Origin of the sequence: Microbispora corallina, assembly GCF_016863035.1 — a bacterium.
GTDB lineage: Bacteria > Actinomycetota > Actinomycetes > Streptosporangiales > Streptosporangiaceae > Microbispora > Microbispora corallina.
This window is the reverse complement of record NZ_BOOC01000002.1, coordinates 190,719-207,844: the sequence shown is the minus strand read 5'-3', so window position 1 is coordinate 207,844 and position 17,126 is coordinate 190,719. Positions and strand designations below refer to the sequence as shown.

Here is a 17,126-nt window from a genome sequence, read left to right as displayed (position 1 = left end):
GTCGGATGACCGTTCGGCTTCTCACCAACATCGGCCGGCTGTGGACCGGGCACGATGTCTGCAGCAACGCCGCGATCCTGGTCCACAACGACCGCATCGCCTGGGTCGGCCGGGCCGCGGACCTCCCGCAGAGCGTCCCCGGGGTCGTCGACGACATCGTCGACGTCGACCACGTGGAGAACCTGGGCGGCGCCCTCGTCACGCCGGGGCTCATCGACGCCCACACCCACCCCGTCTACGCCGGCAACCGGTACGCCGAGATGGCCATGCGGTCCGGCGGATCCAGCTCCTCGGCCATCGCCGCGGCGGGCGGCGGCATCGGCTCGACCGTCACCGTGACCCGCGGCACCGACCCGTGGACCCTGTGCAACGGCGTCCGCGAGCGGCTGCGCGACTGGCTGCTCGGCGGCACCACCACCGTCGAGGCGAAGACCGGCTACCACCTCACCCGCGACGGCGAGCTCGCCGACGTCCGGCTGCTCCGCGAGCTGGAGAAAGAGCCGATGATGCCGCGGGTCCACGTGACGTTCCTCGCGGCGCACGTCGTCCCGCCGGAGTACTTCGGCCGCCAGCGCGACTACGTCGAGGCCGCCGCCTCCTGGTGCGCGGACGCCGCGGCCGCGGGCGCCGACAGCGTCGACGTCTACTGCGACGACGGCCACTTCACCGCCGAGGAGGCCCGCTGGGTGCTGGCCTCCGGGCGCAACGTGGGCCTCATGCCCCGCATCCACGCGGGCGCCTACAACAGGCGCGGCGCGGTCCAGCTGGCCGCCGAGATGGGCTGCGCGTCGGCCGACCTGCTCCACCACTCCTCCGACGAGGACATCGCGCTGATGGCCCGGTACGGCGTGCCGGCGGTCGTCTGCCCCGGATCGGCCCTCCAGGTCGGCCACCTCCCGCCGGTGCGGCGGATGATCGCCCAGGGCGTGCCGGTCGCGCTCGGCAGCGACCACAACCCCGGCCACTGCGGCATCACCTCGATGTCGCTGGTCATCAGCCTCGCGGTCGCCGCGTTCGGCATGAGCGTGGGCGACGCGCTGCGGGCCGCCACGCTGGGCGGCGCCCAGGTCCTCGGCGCGCCCGACCGCGGCATCCTCGCTCCCGGGCGGCTCGCGGACATCGTCCAGTGGGACGCCGATCACGAGGGCGCGTTCGCCTGGTCGTTCGGCCTCAAGCCGCGCCGCGTGTGGCGCGGCGGCACCCCCGTCCAGTAACGGCCGCCCCGAGGTTGTCGTCCGTGGCCCGTTGTCCGCGGATCGCTTACGGGTAATCTCGCGATATGTCACCACCTGTCGCTGTCGTCACGGATTCCACCGCGTACCTGGGCGTGGAAGAGACGGCGAGGTGGGGTATCGCGGTCGTCCCTGTGCACGTCGTCGTGGGCGACAGGGAGTTCGACGAGGGCGGCCCGCTCGACGACGAGACCCTGGCCCGCGCGCTGCGCGACCAGCGTCCCGTCACGACCTCCCGGCCCGCTCCGGAACGCTTCTCCGACGTGTACAAGGAGGCCGCGGCACGGGGAGCCGCCGGCGTGGTGTCCGTGCACCTGTCGGGGGCGATGTCGGGCACCGTGGAGTCCGCCCGCCTCGCGGCCCGGGAGGCGCCCGTGCCGGTCGAGGTGGTCGACAGCAGGTCGATCGCCATGGGCCTGGGATTCGCCGTGCTCGCCGCCGCCCGCGTGGCGCGCTCCGGAGGCTCGGTCGACGAGACCGCGGCGGCCGCCCGCCGCCGCGCGGAGGAGTCGCGGACCTTCTTCTACGTCGACACGCTGGACCACCTGCGGCGCGGCGGGCGCATCGGCATGGTGACCAACCTCGTCGGCTCCGCGTTGTCGATCAAGCCGCTGCTGCACCTGGGCGACGGCGCGATCACCCTGCTCGAACGGGTGCGGACGGCGAGCCGCGCCATCGCCCGCCTGGAGGACCTGGTCGTCGCCGCCGCGGGGGAGCGGCAGGTCGAGGTCGCGGTGCAGCACCTCATGGCCGCGACCAGGGCCGACGCGCTCGCCGCGAGCCTGTCCGCCCGGCTGCCCGGGCTCACGGGCCTGAGGGTGGTGGAGGTCGGTCCCGTCCTCGCGGCCCATGCCGGCCCCGGCATGCTCGGCGTCACGATCGTCCCAGCGGAATAGATATTCCTCTGCCGAGACGGCGCCTACGTCAAGTCGCGGCTGTCCACAGAGCGGCGTTCGGGTGGGAGCGGGGGCGTGAAGGACGCCTACCGTCGCGGTCGTGCGAAGCAAGGAGCAGCGGACTGCGCGCGACACGGCCCGGACACGGCTGCGGGCCCTGACGTCGGCGCCGCCCCTCGATCCGCCCTCGGCACGCATCCGCTCCTCGCCGTCCCCGCCCGGCCCGCCGCCGTCCTTCGGCCGTACGGCTCTCGCCTCCGATGTGCCCTGGGAGGGGCCGGCGTACGAGACCTGGGAGGCCGTCCCGTTCGCCGGAGGACCACCCGGCCGGTCGCCGGCCCTGTGGACCGCCCGCGCCGAGTCGGACCCGCCGCCCGAGCCGTGGCCGGAGGGGTTCGGGTACCCGGAGAGGTCGCGGCTGTCGCGGCCGGAGTTCGAGGAGCTACCGGAGCCGGCCGGGCGAGAGGGGTTCGGGGAGAGGCCGGAGGGGTTCGAGGAGAGGACGGAGCCGACCACGCCGTGGCTGGAGGAGTTCCACGACGCGGCGGCGGCTTCGAGGTGGTCGCGGCCGGAGCACGTCGGCGAGACGGAGGAGCCGCCGATGCGGACACGGTTGGAGGAACTGTCGGCGGCCGGGCGGACGCGGCTCGGCCTGCTGACGCCGCGCCTGGATCCGGGAACGCCCGGCCTGCGGGTCCTGGTCGTCCTCGGGATCGTCGCCGCGGCCGTGGCCGGGGTGCTGGCCTGGCGGTCGCGCCCGGTCGCCGAGCCGATCGCCCCACCGGTCCCCGTCTCCGGGGCCCTGTCCGCCGCGGTCTCCCGCGGCGCGGGCGGCGGCGCAACCGGGGGTGCCGGCGGGTCCGGTGCCGGAGGCACTTCCGTACCCGGGAACGCGGCCGCGTCGGGATCGGGCGCTGAGACGCTCCCCTCACCGGCTACGACGTCCGTCGTGATCGTGTACGTGACGGGGAAGGTCCGCAGGCCGGGCGTCCTCTCGCTGCCCGCCGGATCTCGGGTGGTCGACGCGATCAAAGCGGCCGGGGGCGTGCGCCGGGGCGCGGACCCCGGCGGCGTCAACCTCGCACGACGCCTGGTGGACGGCGAACAGATCGTTGTAGGCGCGCCCGCGGCCCAGGCGGGCGGGAGCGGACAGGGACCCCAGCCCCTCCCCGGCACCGACGGCACCCCGGTGAACCTCAACACCGCCACGGTCGAACAGCTCAACACGTTGCCGGGCGTGGGAGACGTCCTCGCCCAGCGCATCGTGGAGTTCCGGACAGCGCACGGCGGATTCCAGTCCGTGGACCAGTTGCAGCAGGTCTCCGGCATCGGCGAGAGAAAGTTCGCCGAGCTGCGCGACAAGGTCGCCGTATGACCCCGCCGATCTCGGTACGGCGGCCGAGTGACAGCCCCGACGAGCCGGACAAGGAAGCGGCGCGTGGCGTCCCGGTGGCGCTCGCGGCCCCGGCTGCGGCCGCATGGGTGACGGCCCTCGTGCTGCTGGGCCGCCCCGCCCTCGCCGGGGCCCTCGTCGCGGCGGTGACCGGTCTGGCCTCCGCTGTGGGCCTGATCGTTCTCCGGGCCCCCGGCGGGCCTGCAGGTTCCGGACGGTCGGTACGGCGTTCGGCGAGCCACCGAGGTGCGGCGCCGTCCGCGAGAGCGAACCTCCGCGCAGGGGGTCCAGACGGGATGCTCCCCGGAAGCGGTGCGGGCGGGCTGCTCGGAGGCGGTCTGGACACGATCGTCCGCGGAGGTGGCCTTGGCACCCTGCTCCGCAGAGGCGGTGCGGGCACGGTCCTCCGCGGAGGCACTCTGGGCGCGATTGTCCGCGGCGGCGGTGGTTCTCTCTCAGTCACAGGGCGCCGGCTGGTCACGGTGGGGCTCGGGGTGTCGGTGTGCGTGGCGGCGACCGCGGCCGTGGTCGCTCTGAAGGTGCACGCCGTGACGAGCGGGCCCGTCCCGGCGCTGGCCGCGCGGCAGGAGACGGTGACGGCCGAGGTGGTCCTCACCGGGGATCCGCGCATCCGGCCGCATCGGGGCGGGGTCGCGCGGAGGGACACCGCGATCGCCGAGGCGCGCATGGCCGCGGTGAACGCGCCGGGCGAACGGTTCTCCGTCGACGTGCCGGTGCTGCTGCTCGGCTCGGGCGACTCGTGGGCCGCCCTCCTGCCGAGTCAGCGGCTCCGGGTGCACGGGCGACTGGCCGTGGCCGAGCCTGGCGAACTGACGGCCGCCGTCATGTTCGTCCGCGGGCCGCCGGAACCCCTGTCGGAGCCCTCGGCGCTGCAACGGGCCGCCGGGGCGCTGCGGGCCGGGCTGCGCGAGGCGAGCGACGTCCTGCCCGCCGACCAGCGGGGGCTGCTGCCCGGCCTGGTGACCGGCGACGTGTCGCGCATGGACGAACAGGTCACCCGCGATTTCAAGGACGCCGGGCTGAGCCACCTCACGGCCGTTTCGGGGACGAACCTCGCGCTGATCGCGGCGGCCGCGCTGGCGGTCGCCCGTCTGGCCGGGATGTCCCTGCGCGTGCGGGCCGTGGTGGCCGTGGTGGCGATGCTCGCCTTCGCCGTCGTCGCGCGGCCGTCGCCCAGCGTGCTGCGCGCCCTCGTCATGGGCACAGTGGCGGCCGTCGCCCTCGGCTCCGGTCGTTCCCGGGACGGGCTCACCGCCCTGTCCGCGACCGTCCTCGGGCTGATCCTGTTCGATCCGGGCCTGGCCCGGCAGTACGGCTTCGCCCTGTCGGTGTTCGCGACCGGCGGCATCCTCGTGCTCGCCCCTCGCTGGCGCGACCGCCTGGCCGTACGCGTGCCCGCCCTGCTCGCCGAGGCCCTGGCCGTCCCGGCCGCGGCGCAGATAGCCGTGCTGCCGCTGCTCGTGCTGATGTCGGGCCGGCTCGACGCGGCGGCCATCCCCGCCAACCTGCTGGCGGAGCCGGCGGTGGCGCCTGCGACCGTGCTGGGCTTCGCCGCGGCGATCGTCGCCCCGGTGAGCATGGACCTGGCCCGGCTCGTCGTCCGTCCCGCGGGCCTGGCGGCGGGCTGGATCATCGCGGTCGCCGAACACGCGGCGAGATTGCCGCTCGCCACCGCGTCCTGGCCGGGCGGCCTGCCGGGGCTCGCGCTCCTCGCCGCGGTCGCCGCGGCGGCCTTGCTGCTGCTGCGCCACAGGATGGGCAGGCGTGTCGCGGTCGCGCTGGCGGCCGGTGCTCTGCTCGCCGTCCTGGTCGTCGTTCCGGTCGCCGTGAGCTGGCCACCGCCGGGGTGGCTGCTGGTGGTCTGCGACGTCGGACAGGGAGATGCGATGGCCGTGTCGGCCGGCCAGGGAAAGGCGGTGGTCGTCGACGCCGGGCCCGAGCCTGGGGCCGTCGACCGGTGCCTGAGCGACCTCGGTGTCCGCCAGGTGCCCCTGATGGTGCTGACGCATCCCCACCTCGATCACGTGGGTGGCCTCCCCGGAGTGCTGAGAGGCAGGAGCGTCGGCGGGGTCGTCATGAGCCCGGAGCGGGTGCCCGCGGGTGAGGCCGCCCGGGTCTCCTGGCAGCTCAAGGCGCGCAGGATCCCGGAAGGGGTCACGCCGCCCGGCACCCGCTGGCGGTTCGGCCCGGCGGAGCTCACGGTGCTTGCCCCGCCCCCCGGCGTCCCGCCCGAGGGCGCAGGCGAGGGCGCGATCGCGAACAACGGCAGCGTGGTGCTCCTGGCGCGGTGGTTCGACCGGCGGGGCGCCGTCGTGGGGTCGGCCCTCCTCGCCGGAGACCTCGAGAACGAGGCCCAGGCGGACCTGCTGCGCCGCGGGGTGCCCCGGGTGGACGTGCTCAAGGTCCCGCACCACGGTTCCTCGCGCCAGGACCCCGCGTTCCTCGGGGCCACCCATGCGCGGGCCGCCCTGATCAGCGTCGGCGCCGTCAACGACTACGGTCATCCGGCTCCTCTGACGCTGCGCCGCCTGGCCTGGCTCGGCATGCGGACCTACCGCACCGACCTGTCCGGCGACCTCGCGGTCGTCTCCACCGGCGGCCGCCTCGCGATCGTGGCCAGAGGACCTCGCCCCCCCTGAGCCCGCCAACGCACCCCATGAGCCGGCCAAGGCACTCATGAGCCACCAAGGGACCCGTGAGCCAACAAGGCACTCCATGAGCCGGCCTACGCGCCAGTACGCCCCTCAGCCCCCACGGCTTACCCCACGGCCGGGACGCCCCTCAGCTCCTCGTGACCGGCGTCAGCCACACACGGCCGGGACGCCCCGCACGGCCGGTCCCCGGCGGATCCCCTCAGGGGTCGTGAGGATCCGGAGGCGACGCGGTCGGACATCAGGGGCGGCATGAGTCGATGTGCCGGGGGCGGCTCGGCGTGGCATGCTGCGTCACATGGCCAACCCTGCACCCGTGACGCTGGTCGTCGGCGATGAGGAGTTCCTGGCGGACCGGGCGGTCGCGGCCGTCGTGTCGGCGGTCCGCGAGGCCGACCCGCAGGCCGAGATCCACGACCTGGCCGGGGGAAAGATGGAGCCGGGGGAGCTGGTGCAGCTGGCGTCCCCGTCCCTGTTCGGCGACCGCTCCGTGGTGGTGGTCCGGTCGGCGCAGGATCTGCCGAAGGACGTCATCACCGAGGTGGTGAAGTACGCGGCGCACCCGTCGGAGGACACGGTTCTGGTGCTCGCCCACCCGGGCGGAGTGAAGGGCAAGGCCCTGGTCGACGGCGTGAAGAAGGCGGGCGCGGAGGTCGTCACCGTGGCCAAGCCGACCAAGCCGGGGGAGCGGCTCGACTTCATCAAGGCCGAGGTACGGCGTGAGGGGCGGACCATCTCTCCCGCCGCGGCCCAGGCCCTTCTCGAGGCCGTGGGAAGCGACCTCAGAGAGCTGGCGGCCGCCTGCAGCCAGCTGGCCTTCGACACGGCGGGCAAGACCATCGACGAGGCCGCGGTCGCCCGCTACTACCGGGGACGGGCGGAGGTCAGCGGCTTCACGATCGCCGACCTCGCGATCGAGGGGAAGCTCGGTGAGGCCCTCGAACAGCTCAGGTGGGCCCTCGCCACAGGAGTGGCCCCGGTGCTGATCGTCAGCGCGTTGGCCGGCGGCCTGCGCTCGCTCGCCAAGGTGGGCGGCGCTCCTCGCAACCTCCGGGGTGGCCAGCTGGCCTCCTTCGTCGGGATGCCGCCGTGGAAGATCGACCGGGTGAAGCGCCAGCTCGGCGGCTGGGGGCCGGAAGGGATCTCCGCCGCCATGCAGGCCGTGGCCACGGCCGACGAACAGGTCAAGGGCGGCGGAACCGACCCCGGATACGCGATGGAGAAGGCCGTCCACGTGATCGTCGCCAGCCGTACCGGCCGCTGACGACGGGTGATAGGAAGAAGCCCTTCGGCTAAGCCGACCGGCCCCGGCCGGGTCACGCTCAGGAGTGGTCGCGGGTCTCCATGTGCAGGAGCATGCGCTTGAGCAGCGCCGCCAGGGTGTCCTGATCGTCGGGGCCCAGGACGCCCATCATCTCGTCCTCGACCTCGCCTCGCAGTTCCATCGCCTTGAGCCAGAGGGTGCGGCCCTCGTCGGTGAGCTCCACGTCGACCCGGCGGCGGTCCTCCTCGCTGCGGATGCGCCGCACGAGCCCCGCCCTCTCCAGGGTGTCGAGCCTGCCGGTCATGCCCGCCGGGGAGACCTTCAGCTCGGCGGCGAGCTCCGACGGCGCCACCCGGCCCCCCTCGCCCCGGGAGCCGAGCCGGTGCAGGGTCTCGTACTCGAAGTCCTGCAGCCCCACCGCTGCCAGCGCCTGGTCCTTCGCCTGGGCGAAGTACTTCACCAGGAACTGCATCCGGGTGGCGATCGCCTCCACGCGCTCGTCGAAGGGAGCCTTGCCGCGCCATCGGGCGATGTGCCGGTCCACCGAGTCGTCCACGCCCTCAGCATACGCCGACGAAAATTTCGTTGACGAATCTTTCGCTGGCGAAATAATCTCGTGGTCATGATTACGCGTCTCATCGCCGGGCGCACGGTCGCGGCCCTGGCCACCGCGCTCATCCCCACCGGGCTGACGCTCGCGGTCATCAGGGCGACCGGCTCCGCGCTCGACCTCGGCGTGGTCCTCGCCGCCGAGATGCTGCCCATGCTCGTGCTGCTGCCGGTGGGCGGCGTGATGGCGGACCGGGTCCCGCCGCGGCTGGTGATCCTCGTGTCCGACCTGGTCCGCTGTGCCGCGCAGGTGGCGCTCGGGTCGCTGCTCCTGCTCGGCCGTCCCTCCGTCGCCGTGATGGCGGCGCTCGCGGCGCTCACCGGAGCCGCCGTGGCCTTCGGCGTCCCGGCGGTCTCGCCTCTCGTCTCGGCCGTGGTGCCGGCCGATCGGTGGCTGCGGGCGAACGCCCGGATCGGGGTGGCCACCGGCCTCGCCCAGATCGCGGGCCCCGCCTTCGCGGGCGGACTGACGCTGTGGCTCGGGGCCGGCTGGTCCTTCCTGCTCACCGGCGTCCTGTTCGCCGGGTCGGCTCTCACGTTGGGCGGGCTGGCCACCGGCACCCGGACGACCGCGCGGCGCGAGCGCTTCCTGGACGACCTGGGAGAGGGCTGGCGGGAGGCGCGGCGGCACCGATGGTTCCTGGTCAGCGTCCTCGGTCACGGCGCCTGGCACCTCGGGGCCGGCGTCCTGCTCACCCTCGGCCCGGTCATCGCCGTGCGCGCGCTGGGCGGGGAGTACGTGTGGGTGGTGGTCGCCCAGTCCGGGACGGTGGCGACGGTGCTCGGCACGTTCGCCGCGCCCCGGCTGCCGATCCGGCGGCCCCTCGCCGTGACCGCGCTCGGGGCCCTCGCCTACACGTGCCCGCTCGTCGCCTTCGCCGTCCCCGCGCCGGCCGCGGTCGTCATCGCCGCGTACGTCGCCGCGATGCTGGGCCTGGGCATACTGATCCCCCTGTGGGACACGGCGGTGCAGGAGCGCGTCGAGCCGCGGGCGCTCGGCCGGGTGGGCTCGTTCGACGCGCTGATCTCCTTCGCCGCGCGTCCGCTCGGGCTCGCCGCCGCGGCTCCCGTCGCCGCCTGGGCGGGGACCGCGGCCCCGCTGCTCGCGGCGGCGGCGCTGGTGGCCGCGGTCAACCTCGCGGTGCTCGCCCTGCCCGAGGTGCGGAGTCGTACGGCCGGTCCGGAGGCCGGCCCGCCGCTGCCCGTCGCCGGCCCGGCCGCCGGCGCGGCCCCCTGACCGCGCACCCGCGCCGCACAGCGCGGCGGACGCCGCCCGGGCATGTGAAAACGCCGCACCTCCCGTGGGGGAGATGCGGCGCGGGAAGCCCTCGAGGGACTTACTTGCCGGCGGCCTGCAGGGCGGCGGCGCGCTTGGCGATCGCCGACTTCCGGTTGGCGGCCTGGTTCTTGTGAATGACGCCCTTGCTGACGGCCTTGTCGAGCTGCCGCGAGGCGGCCTGGAGCGCCACGAGCGCGTCGTCGACGTTGCCCTGGTCGGCGGCCTCGCGGAACTTGCGGACCGCGGTCTTCAGGGACGATTTGACGGCCTTGTTGCGAAGCCGGCGCTTCTCGTTCTGCCGGTTCCGCTTGATCTGGGACTTGATGTTCGCCACGAAGAAGCCTCAGTTACGTCTTGGTCGGATGGGGCGCGCGGGCTGATGAGAGGGCGCGCCACACGCAGTTGAACAGGATACCAACAGCCGACGGCGTCGCTCAAATCACGCCGCCCGGCCGCCGCCTGCCGCCTCATGGTACCCCGGAAACCGCGGACGACTCCGCATTCCGGCCCGGACGGACCCAGCCGTCCTCGTACTCCCGCCAGTCCTCCTCCGTGGCCGCGAAGTCGATGTACAGGGCCAGGCCGATGGCGGTCCTCGGGCCGTGCTCGGACAGGGCCAGCCGGGCGCCCTCGGCCGCGACGGCGACGCTCTCCGCGCGGTCGCCGAGCGGCATGCCGTGGTCGTGGTACGCGGGCGCGCCGATGAGCAGCGTCTTGTCCTCGGGCACCAGGTCCATCCCGAGTGTGGTCTGGCGCACGACGTGGCCGCCGTACAGGGATCCGAGCGGGGTCCAGGAGTCGTACGTCATGATCGCGACCTGGTCGGTCAGATCGGCGATCTGCCGGAAGTACGCCGGCGTCCAGTACTTGTCGTGCCCGATGATCAGTCGGGACGGCGCGCGGGCGCCGGGCAGCGGCTCGATCTGCTGGGTGGAGACCGACAGCAGCCGGTCGCCGATGGCCCGCCTGGTCTCCCGCAGGACGGCCGGCAGCGCCGCGTCGCCGCTCGGGACGGGTTCGAAGTCGTAGTGGACGCCGTCGAAGCCGAGGCCGACCAGGGTCCGGGCACCCGCGACGACCCTCGCCTGGGCGGCCGGGTCGGCCAGATCCAGATGATGGAGCCCGTTGTCGTTCACGGTCTGCCCGAGCCAGGCCGACACCCGCACCCCCGGCAGCCGTTCCCGCCACCATTTCAAGAAATTTCTGGCATTGGGGTACCGATCGGGCGGCAGAGTGCCGTCGTACGCGAGCGGCCCGCTGTGGACGTACACGTCCTTGATCCCGCTCGCGCGGATCCGTACGGCGAGGGTGTCGACGTCCGCGGCCGTGCGCCGGCCGTCGACCCACGCGTGCCCCATCCAGAGCGCGTCGTGTCCGGTGGTCCCTGTCCACGCGGCGGGTGAGCCGGTGTATTGGACGCGCAGGGCGACGGCCGCGGCGAGCACCAGCACAATGGGCACGGCGACGACAGGCGCGGCCCACCGCAGGACGCGCCTCGTGTTCAAGGCAAGCACCCGGACATGCCACCATGGAGGGTGGCTGGTCCGCCAGCCCTTGACGGGAGGGCCCGCCGAGCGCGGCGAGGCGGCCCGCCCGACCGGCAGTCACACCCCAACTTTGTCGAAACGGACCTCGGTGCGCACTCAGCCTGGCCAGACCGACCCCGCGTTGATCCGCAACTTCTGCATCATCGCGCACATCGACCATGGCAAGTCCACCCTCGCCGACCGGATGCTCCAGCTCACCGGCGTGGTGGACGAGAGGTCCATGCGCGCGCAGTACCTCGACCGCATGGACATCGAGCGGGAGCGCGGCATCACGATCAAGTCGCAGGCCGTGCGGCTCCCGTGGAACGGCCACGTCCTCAACATGATCGACACGCCCGGCCACGTCGACTTCACCTACGAGGTGTCGCGGTCGCTGGAGGCGTGCGAGGGCGCGATCCTCCTCGTGGACGCGGCGCAGGGCATCGAGGCGCAGACCCTGGCCAACCTCTACCTGGCCATGAACGCCGACCTGCACATCATCCCGGTCCTGAACAAGATCGACCTGCCGGCGGCGCAGCCCGACAAGTACGCCGAGGAGATCGCGGGGCTGATCGGCTGCGACCCGGGCGACGTGATGCGGGTGTCCGGCAAGACCGGTGAGGGCGTCAGGGAGCTGCTCGACCACGTGGTGGAGCACGTCCCGGCGCCCGTCGGGAACGCCGACGTCCCCGCCCGGGCGCTGATCTTCGACTCCGTGTACGACACCTACCGGGGCGTCGTGACGTACGTCCGGGTGGTCGACGGACACCTGTCCAAGCGCGAGCGCGTGCTGATGATGTCCACCGCGGCGCAGCACGAGCTGCTGGAGATCGGCGTCATCTCGCCCGAGCCGATGCCGTCCGATCGGGGCCTCGGGGTCGGCGAGGTGGGCTACCTGATCACCGGTGTGAAGGACGTGCGCCAGTCGCGCGTCGGCGACACGGTCACCAACGCGGTCAAGCCCGCGGCCGAGCCGCTGGGCGGCTACGAGCACCCCAAGCCGATGGTCTACTCGGGGCTCTACCCGATCGACGGCGACGACTACCCGGAGCTGCGCGAGGCGCTCGACAAGCTGCGGCTCAACGACGCGGCGCTCGTCTACGAGCCTGAGACGTCGGCCGCGCTCGGCTTCGGCTTCCGCTGCGGCTTCCTCGGCCTGCTGCACATGGAGATCGTGCGCGAGCGGCTGGAGCGCGAGTTCAACCTGTCGCTGATCTCGACCTCGCCGAACGTCATCTACCGCGTGGTGATGGAGGACGGGCGCGAGGTCGTCGTCACCAACCCGTCCGAGTTCCCCGCCGGGAAGATCGCGGAGATCTACGAGCCGATGGTCAAGGCGACCGTGCTGGCGCCGGCCGAGTTCATCGGCGCGATCATGGAGCTGTGCCAGGGCCGCCGCGGACAGCTCCAGGGCATGGACTACCTGTCGGAGGACCGGGTCGAGATCCGCTACACGCTCCCGCTCGGCGAGATCATCTTCGACTTCTTCGACCAGCTCAAGTCGAAGACCCGCGGCTACGCGTCGCTCGACTACGAGCCGTCCGGCGAGCAGGACGCCGACCTGGTGAAGGTGGACATCCTGCTCCAGGGCGAGACGGTCGACGCGTTCAGCGCGATCGTCCACCGCGACAAGGCCTACTCGTACGGCGTGGAGATGGCCAAGAAGCTCAAGGAGCTCATCCCGCGGCAGCAGTTCGAGGTGCCCATCCAGGCCGCCATCGGGGCCCGTGTGATCGCCCGCGAGAACATCCGGGCCATGCGCAAGGACGTCCTCGCCAAGTGCTACGGCGGTGACATCAGCCGTAAGCGCAAGCTGCTGGAGAAGCAGAAGGAGGGCAAGAAGCGGATGAAGATGGTCGGCCGGGTGGAGGTCCCCCAGGAGGCCTTCGTCGCCGCCCTCTCCACCGAGGCGCCCGCCGCCGACAAGGGGAAGAAGTAGCGCCCCTTAATCCATTAGCACCAAAACTTGTCGTTCGGTTACCTTCTGCCCATGAGGATTCTCTCCGTCAATGTGGGCATGGCGCGGGATGCCGAATGGGCCGGAGACCTGGAGCGCACGGCCATCGACAAGCGGCCCGTCGAGGGACGGGTCGCCGTCCGGGAGAACGGCCTGGCGGGCGACGAGCGAGCCGACGTCGCCAACCACGGCCACCCCGACCAGGCGGTCTACGCGTACGCCCGGGAGGACTACGACTGGTGGGAGCCCCAGATGGGCCGGTCCCTGCGGGACGGCCAGTTCGGGGAGAACCTCACGACCGCCGGCGCCGACCTCACGAACACGCTCCTCGGTGAGAAGTGGCGGGTCGGCACGGCCCTGCTGGAGGTGACCGCGCCGCGGGTCCCCTGCGTGGTGTTCCGCAACTGGCTCGACGAGCGCGGCTGGGTCAAGCGCTTCACCGAGGCCGGGCGCACGGGGGCGTACTTCCGCGTGGTCGAACAGGGGGACCTCGGCGCGGGCGACGGGGTCGAGGTGCTGGAGCGGCCCTCGGCCAGTGTGACGATCGGCGAGGCGTTCCGGGCCTACCACGGGGACAGGGACCTGATGCGCCGTCTGCTCGCCCTGCCCGGTCACTCCGACAAGTGGGACCGCGTCGCGCGGCGCGTCCTCGGCTGACCGCGGTACGCCCCGTATGGAAGGAGGCCGGACCACCCAGGAGATCCGGCCCCCTTCCGCTCGCGGCCGTCAGCGCGGCACCTCGCGGCGTCAGCCCAGGACGGAGTACAGCGCCGAGGTGAGGGAGCCCTTGGCGTCGTCCTGGTCGATCGACCAGATCATGGAGCCGCCGAGGCCCTTGAGCCGGATGTAGGCGGCCTTCTCCAGCAGCACGGCCGGGTCGTCGTACGACCAGAACTCGGTGCCGTCGTAGAGCCACATGGTGCCGGTGCGCAGGTCGCGGTAGCGCTTGCCCGGCTTGTTGACGAGGTTCTTGTAGTCGTCGCTGCCGGCGGCCCAGGTGCCGGGGGCGGGGCCGGTGGCCGGGGCGTAGAGGCCGTTGCCGGTGGAGGTCACGCCGGTCCAGCCCTGGCCGTACGCGGGGACGCCGACGACGATCTTGCGCGCCGGGGCGCCGCGGCTGATGAAGTCGCGCACGGTCTGGTCGACGCTGTAGCGGACGGGGTTGGGGTCGCGGGGGTCGGTGAGCAGATTGGACTGGTGGCCGGTGCGGTTCTCCCACGGGCCGTGCAGGTCGTAGCCCTGGACCGTGGCGAAGTCGAGCTGATCGAAGACCTTGGCGACCTCGAAGCCGGCGTCGATCTTGGCGGCGGCGGCCGGGAGGAACGCGGTGAGCTGGGTGTTCCTGTCGAAGGCCCGCATCTGGCGGCGCAGCTCGGCCAGGAAGAGCGTGTAGTTGCGCCTGTCCTCCGGCCGGATGACGTTGCCGTCGTTGCCCGAGGAGCCGGGCCACTCCCAGTCGAGGTCGATGCCGTCGAACACGCCCGCCCCGGCGCCGGCGGGCAGGCCAGGCAGGTCGCCCTTGAGCCACAGGTCGACGCACGAGGCGGCGAGCCTGGCCCGGGACTCGGGCGTGAGAACGGCGTCGGAGAAATACGTCGAGCCGGTCCAGCCGCCGAGCGAGACCAGGACCTTCAGGCCCGGGTGCTTCGCCTTGAGCTTCTTGAGCTGGTTGAGGTTGCCCTTCAGCGGCTGGTCGCCGGCGTCGGCGACGCCGTCGACGCTCTCCTCGGCGGACACGCCGCGCTGCCAGTCGGCCCAGGGGTCGGCGGAGTAGCAGGTGCCTTCGGGGCCCACGAACCCGAAGGCGTAGTTGAGATGGGTCAGCTTCGCGGCCTCGCCGCTCGTCTCCACGTCCTTGACGTGGAAGTTGCGCCCGTAGATGCCCCACTGGACGAAGTAGGCCACCCGCTTGTAGCGGTCCTGGGCGGCGGGATGGGCCTGGGCCGCCGCCGGAGCCAGCCCTGCCGCCAAGGTGGCGGCGACCGCCACGGCGAGGGTCCTTCTCATGAGCACGCCGGCCTCCCGGGCAATTCTTATAGGAAAGTTTCCTGTAAATTGCCGTGATCGTAGACCCCGGTCATCGGGGCGTCAATGGCATGCCCGGGTGACGGCGGGCTGAGTGGGCGCCTGCGCCTGGGCCGTGGTGCCATATGGATGTGCAGCCGGTTGGGGGCGTCGATGGCAGCGCCGGAGTGACGGCAGACTGGGAGACGTGCCTTCCGTTCTTCCCGACGGCGACCCCGTCCCGGCCTCCGGCGAGCTGCCGCCCGGCGCGCTCGACGGCCTCGGCTCGCGCCCGTTCGGCTTCTACGTGCACGTGCCGTACTGCTCGACCCGTTGCGGCTACTGCGACTTCAACACCTACACCTCCGCCGAGCTGGGCCCCGGCGCGGACCGGCGCGACTACGCCGCGACGGTGATCGAGGAGGTGCGGCTGGCCCGCCGCGTGCTGGGCGCCGCCGCCCCGCCCGTCGAGACCGTGTTCTTCGGGGGCGGCACGCCGACGCTGCTGCCCGCCGCCGACCTCGTGCGGATCCTCGACGCCATCGGGGAGGAGTTCGGCGTGCGCCCGGACGCCGAGGTGACGACCGAGGCCAACCCCGAGTCCGTGGACCACGCCTACCTCAAGGAGCTGCGGGAGGGCGGCTTCACCCGGATGAGCTTCGGCATGCAGAGCGCCGCCGGGCACGTGCTCGCGGTCCTCGACCGGCGGCACACCCCCGGCCGCCCCGCGCAGGCCGTACGGGAGGCACGTGAGGCCGGGTTCGAGCACGTCAACCTCGACCTGATCTACAGCACGCCGGGGGAGACCGACGACGACTGGCGGGCCTCGCTGACGGCCGCCCTCGCCGCCGGGCCCGACCACGTCTCGGCGTACTCGCTGATCGTCGAGGACGGCACCCGCCTCGCTGCGCGGATCCGCCGCGGCGAGCTGCCGATGCCGGACGACGACGTGGCGGCCGACCGCTACCTCATCGCGGAGGAGATGCTGACGGCCGCGGGGATGGGCTGGTACGAGATCTCCAACTGGGCGCTCGACGAGGAGGCCCGCTGCCGCCACAACCTGCTCTACTGGACGGGCGGCGACTGGTGGGGCGCCGGACCCGGCGCGCACAGCCACGTCGGCGGCACGCGGTGGTGGAACGTCAAGCACCCGGCCGCCTACGCCGCCCGCCTGGCCGGCGGAGCCTCCCCGGGGCACGCCCGGGAGGAGTTGTCCGCGGCGGACCGGGAGGTGGAGCGGGTCATGCTGGAGTTGCGCCTGGAGAGCGGCTTCCCGCTGGCGGACCTGCATCCGCGCGCCCGTACGGCCTGTGCCCGGGCCCTGGCGGACGGGCTGCTGGAGGTCGAGGCGTTCAAGGCGGGCCGGGCCGTCCTCACGCTGCGCGGCCGGCTGCTCGCCGACGCCCTGGTCCGGGACCTGACCGAGTACATCTAGCCCGCGGCGGTCAGGAGACCGGCTCGGTGACGAAGTCGATGAGCTCCTCGACCCGGCCGAGCAGCTCGGGCTCCAGGTCGGCGTAGGTCCGGACGCGGCCCAGGATGTGCCGCCACGCCTCCTGGGGGTCCATCCGCCAGCCCAGCGCGGCGATCACGCCCTCCTTCCAGGGCACCCCGCGCGGCACGTCCGGCCAGGACGGGATGCCGAGGGCGGACGGCTTCACGGCCTGCCAGACGTCCACGAACGGGTGGCCGACGACGAGCACGTGGTCGCCGGACACCTGGGCGGCGATGCGGCTCTCCTTCGAACCGGGGACGAGGTGGTCGACGAGCACGCCGAGCCGCCTCCCGGGCTCGGGGGCGAACTCCCCGACGATGGCGGGAAGGTCGTCGACGCCCTCCAGGTACTCGACCACGACGCCCTCGACCCGCAGGTCGTGCCCCCAGATCCGCTCCACGAGCGAGGCGTCGTGGACGCCCTCGACGTAGATCCGGCTGCCCTTGGCGACCTGGGCCCGCAGGCCCTCGACCGCGATGGAGCCGGACGCGCTGAGCAGGGGACCCCTGGGGCCCGCGGCCGGCCGCACGAGGGTCACCGGCCGGCCCTCCAGGAGGAACCCGGCGGGCGTCAGCGGGAAGATCCGCCGCCGCCCGAACCTGTCCTCCAGCGTCACGGCCTCCTTGTCGCAGGCCACGACCGCCCCGCAGAACCGGCCCTCCGCGTCCTCGACGACAAGGTCGGGCTCCGCGGGGACCTCCGGGATCTGCCCCCGCCGGGGCCGCCGCCAGTCGCCGGAAAGCACGTCCCGCCCATACATGCCGGGAACGCTAGCAAATCGGAGGCCGCGCCGCGGGCG

General features: G+C 73.1%; 14 protein-coding genes. 9 read left to right on the top strand and 5 right to left on the bottom strand.

Annotated elements, in window-relative coordinates; genetic code table 11:
- Positions 1 to 5 precede the first annotated feature (5 nt).
- From hutI to holA, 5 genes are all read left to right on the top strand, one after another.
- On the top strand, positions 6 to 1,214 hold the full coding sequence (hutI, locus tag Mco01_RS03170; protein WP_036322311.1) for an imidazolonepropionase: 1,209 nt from the start codon (positions 6 to 8) through the stop codon (positions 1,212 to 1,214).
- Positions 1,215 to 1,279: 65 nt separating this feature from the next.
- Positions 1,280 to 2,128 carry a DegV family protein gene (locus Mco01_RS03165; RefSeq protein WP_204055373.1) on the top strand — a complete coding sequence of 283 codons (849 nt, stop codon included), beginning with the start codon at positions 1,280 to 1,282 and terminating at the stop codon, positions 2,126 to 2,128.
- A gap of 100 nt (positions 2,129 to 2,228) precedes the next feature.
- Positions 2,229 to 3,503, top strand: coding sequence for a ComEA family DNA-binding protein (locus Mco01_RS03160; protein ID WP_204055372.1), 1,275 nt, complete (start codon positions 2,229 to 2,231; stop codon positions 3,501 to 3,503).
- A 524-nt stretch (positions 3,504 to 4,027) separates the two neighbouring features.
- Positions 4,028 to 6,181 carry a ComEC/Rec2 family competence protein gene (locus tag Mco01_RS03155; RefSeq protein ID WP_204055371.1) on the top strand — a complete coding sequence of 718 codons (2,154 nt, stop codon included), beginning with the start codon at positions 4,028 to 4,030 and terminating at the stop codon, positions 6,179 to 6,181.
- Positions 6,182 to 6,491: 310 nt separating this feature from the next.
- Entirely contained in the window at positions 6,492 to 7,457 is a 966-nt protein-coding gene (gene holA, locus Mco01_RS03150) for a DNA polymerase III subunit delta (RefSeq protein WP_204055370.1), read from the top strand.
- Between the two features lie 58 nt (positions 7,458 to 7,515).
- Here the strand turns inward: holA and Mco01_RS03145 are convergent, their stop codons facing one another.
- Positions 7,516 to 8,013, bottom strand: a complete 498-nt coding sequence (locus tag Mco01_RS03145; protein WP_204055369.1) for a MarR family winged helix-turn-helix transcriptional regulator — start codon at positions 8,011 to 8,013, stop codon at positions 7,516 to 7,518.
- A 66-nt stretch (positions 8,014 to 8,079) separates the two neighbouring features.
- Here Mco01_RS03145 and Mco01_RS03140 point away from each other — a divergent pair, with 66 nt between their 5' ends.
- Positions 8,080 to 9,303 carry an MFS transporter gene (locus Mco01_RS03140; RefSeq protein ID WP_204055368.1) on the top strand — a complete coding sequence of 408 codons (1,224 nt, stop codon included), beginning with the start codon at positions 8,080 to 8,082 and terminating at the stop codon, positions 9,301 to 9,303.
- A 100-nt stretch (positions 9,304 to 9,403) separates the two neighbouring features.
- Here Mco01_RS03140 and rpsT read toward each other — a convergent pair whose 3' ends face one another.
- Together rpsT and Mco01_RS03130 are read right to left on the bottom strand one after the other, a co-directional pair.
- Positions 9,404 to 9,679: a 30S ribosomal protein S20 gene (gene rpsT, locus Mco01_RS03135; protein WP_036322302.1), complete on the bottom strand. Its 276-nt coding sequence runs from the start codon at positions 9,677 to 9,679 to the stop codon at positions 9,404 to 9,406.
- A 133-nt stretch (positions 9,680 to 9,812) separates the two neighbouring features.
- The gene (locus Mco01_RS03130; RefSeq protein WP_204055367.1) at positions 9,813 to 10,850 is read right to left on the bottom strand and encodes a glycoside hydrolase family 18 protein; all 1,038 of its coding nucleotides are present in this window, start codon (positions 10,848 to 10,850) and stop codon (positions 9,813 to 9,815) included.
- 130 nt (positions 10,851 to 10,980) lie between these two features.
- On the opposite strand from Mco01_RS03130, the gene lepA reads away from it, so the two are divergent.
- Positions 10,981 to 12,810, top strand: coding sequence for a translation elongation factor 4 (gene lepA, locus Mco01_RS03125; RefSeq protein ID WP_204055366.1), 1,830 nt, complete (start codon positions 10,981 to 10,983; stop codon positions 12,808 to 12,810).
- A 51-nt stretch (positions 12,811 to 12,861) separates the two neighbouring features.
- On the top strand, positions 12,862 to 13,485 hold the full coding sequence (locus Mco01_RS03120) for an MOSC domain-containing protein (protein ID WP_204055365.1): 624 nt from the start codon (positions 12,862 to 12,864) through the stop codon (positions 13,483 to 13,485).
- 90 nt (positions 13,486 to 13,575) lie between these two features.
- On the opposite strand, the gene Mco01_RS03115 is transcribed toward Mco01_RS03120, so the two are convergent.
- The gene (locus Mco01_RS03115; RefSeq protein ID WP_204055536.1) at positions 13,576 to 14,835 is read right to left on the bottom strand and encodes a glycoside hydrolase family 18 protein; all 1,260 of its coding nucleotides are present in this window, start codon (positions 14,833 to 14,835) and stop codon (positions 13,576 to 13,578) included.
- Between the two features lie 205 nt (positions 14,836 to 15,040).
- Here Mco01_RS03115 and hemW point away from each other — a divergent pair, with 205 nt between their 5' ends.
- Positions 15,041 to 16,267 (top strand): radical SAM family heme chaperone HemW, encoded by a 1,227-nt coding sequence (gene hemW / locus Mco01_RS03110; RefSeq protein WP_204055364.1) that lies wholly within the window; start codon positions 15,041 to 15,043, stop codon positions 16,265 to 16,267.
- Between the two features lie 10 nt (positions 16,268 to 16,277).
- Here hemW and Mco01_RS03105 read toward each other — a convergent pair whose 3' ends face one another.
- Positions 16,278 to 17,087, bottom strand: a complete 810-nt coding sequence (locus Mco01_RS03105) for a DUF3097 domain-containing protein (RefSeq protein WP_204055363.1) — start codon at positions 17,085 to 17,087, stop codon at positions 16,278 to 16,280.
- Between the last annotated feature and the right edge of the window lie 39 nt (positions 17,088 to 17,126).

Excerpts from the sequence above, each read along its gene's own strand:
- hutI (WP_036322311.1), top strand. The coding sequence starts at position 6 with ATGACCGTTCGGCTTCTCACCAACATCGGCCGGCTGTGGACCGGGCAC.
- Mco01_RS03165 (WP_204055373.1), top strand. The coding sequence starts at position 1,280 with ATGTCACCACCTGTCGCTGTCGTCACGGATTCCACCGCGTACCTGGGC.
- holA (WP_204055370.1), top strand. The coding sequence starts at position 6,492 with ATGGCCAACCCTGCACCCGTGACGCTGGTCGTCGGCGATGAGGAGTTC.
- Mco01_RS03140 (WP_204055368.1), top strand. The coding sequence starts at position 8,080 with ATGATTACGCGTCTCATCGCCGGGCGCACGGTCGCGGCCCTGGCCACC.
- Mco01_RS03120 (WP_204055365.1), top strand. The coding sequence starts at position 12,862 with ATGAGGATTCTCTCCGTCAATGTGGGCATGGCGCGGGATGCCGAATGG.
- Mco01_RS03115 (WP_204055536.1), bottom strand. The coding sequence starts at position 14,835 with ATGAGAAGGACCCTCGCCGTGGCGGTCGCCGCCACCTTGGCGGCAGGG.
- Mco01_RS03105 (WP_204055363.1), bottom strand. The coding sequence starts at position 17,087 with ATGTATGGGCGGGACGTGCTTTCCGGCGACTGGCGGCGGCCCCGGCGG.